The organism is Bradyrhizobium nivariense, from assembly GCF_029846695.2.
Taxonomy (GTDB): domain Bacteria; phylum Pseudomonadota; class Alphaproteobacteria; order Rhizobiales; family Xanthobacteraceae; genus Bradyrhizobium.
On sequence record NZ_JARWCR020000190.1, the window covers coordinates 1 to 1,190 of the forward strand.

1 protein-coding gene and 1 other annotated feature are annotated in these 1,190 nt (G+C 63.9%); the gene reads left to right on the forward strand.

The features are described from left to right. Positions 1-50 precede the first annotated feature (50 nt). A protein-coding gene (locus QCM77_RS45880) for an IS3 family transposase (RefSeq protein ID WP_280097136.1) occupies positions 51-1,190 on the forward strand; the annotation gives its coding sequence in 2 pieces (ribosomal slippage) (positions 51-342 and positions 342-1,190; 1,141 coding nt annotated over the 2 pieces). This gene is flagged as partial in the annotation. Next, positions 335-451 (forward strand) — a sequence feature (AL1L pseudoknot). (Overlaps the previous gene by 117 nt.)

Genomic DNA, 1,190 nt, shown 5'->3' on the forward strand with positions numbered 1-1,190 from the left:
TGAACCGCCCCGGGTTTGCCGGAGGCTCCAACTCCTGAGAGAATGGAGCCATGACGAGCAAGACGACGAACAAGTTTTCACCCGAGGTCCGGACCCGAGCGGTTCGGATGGTTCTGGATCACGCCAGCGAGCACCCGTCGCGCTGGGCGGCAGTGACCTCGATTGCTGCCAAGATCGGCTGCACACCGCAGACGCTGCATGACTGGGTCAGGAAGGCCGAGGTCGACAGCGGGCAGCGGGCCGGCGTTCCGACTGACATGGCCGAGAAGCTGAAGGCGCTCGAGCGAGAGAACCGCGAGCTTCGACAGGCCAACGAGATCCTGCGCAAGGCAAGCGCTTATTTTGCGATGGCGGAGCTCGACCGCCGGTCCAAGCCATGATCACCTTCATCGACGATCATCGTGAGGCGCATGGGGTCGAGCCGATCTGCAAGGTCTTGCCGATCGCCCCCTCGACCTACCACGCCCATGTGGCCAAACGGCGCGATCCGGCAAAGCGGTCGGGGCGCGCCCGGCAGGACGCCGCGCTGAAGATCGAGGTTCGGCGCGTCTTCGATCAAAACTTCTCCGTCTACGGCGTGCGCAAGGTCTGGCGTCAGCTGAAGCGCGAAGGCTTCGATGTTGCCCGTTGCACGGTGTCGCGACTGATGCGGGACATGGGTTTGCAAGGGGTCATCCGCGGCAAATCCGTCAAGACCACGATCAGCGACAAGGCCGCGCCATGCCCGCTGGATCACGTCAATCGCCAGTTCAAGGCACCAAGGCCGAACGTCCTGTGGCTCTCCGACTTCACCTATGTCGCGACCTGGAGCGGCTTCGTCTACGTCGCCTTTGTGATCGACGCCTATGCCCGCAGGATCGTGGGCTGGCGGGCCTCCCGCACGGCGCACGCAGGCTTCGTGCTCGATGCGCTGGAGCAGGCCCTGCACGACCGCCGACCGGTCCATCGCGGCGGGCTCGTGCATCATAGCGACAGGGGCAGCCAATACGTCTCTATCAAATACACCGAACGCCTGGCTGAAGCCGGCGTGGAGCCCTCTGTCGGCAGCGTCGGAGATTCCTATGACAACGCTCTCGCCGAAACCATCAACGGTCTCTACAAGGCCGAGGTGATCCATCGGCGCGGACCATGGCGCAGCTTCGAGGCCGTCGAGTTCGCGACGCTGGAATGGGTGGACTGGTTCAACAACC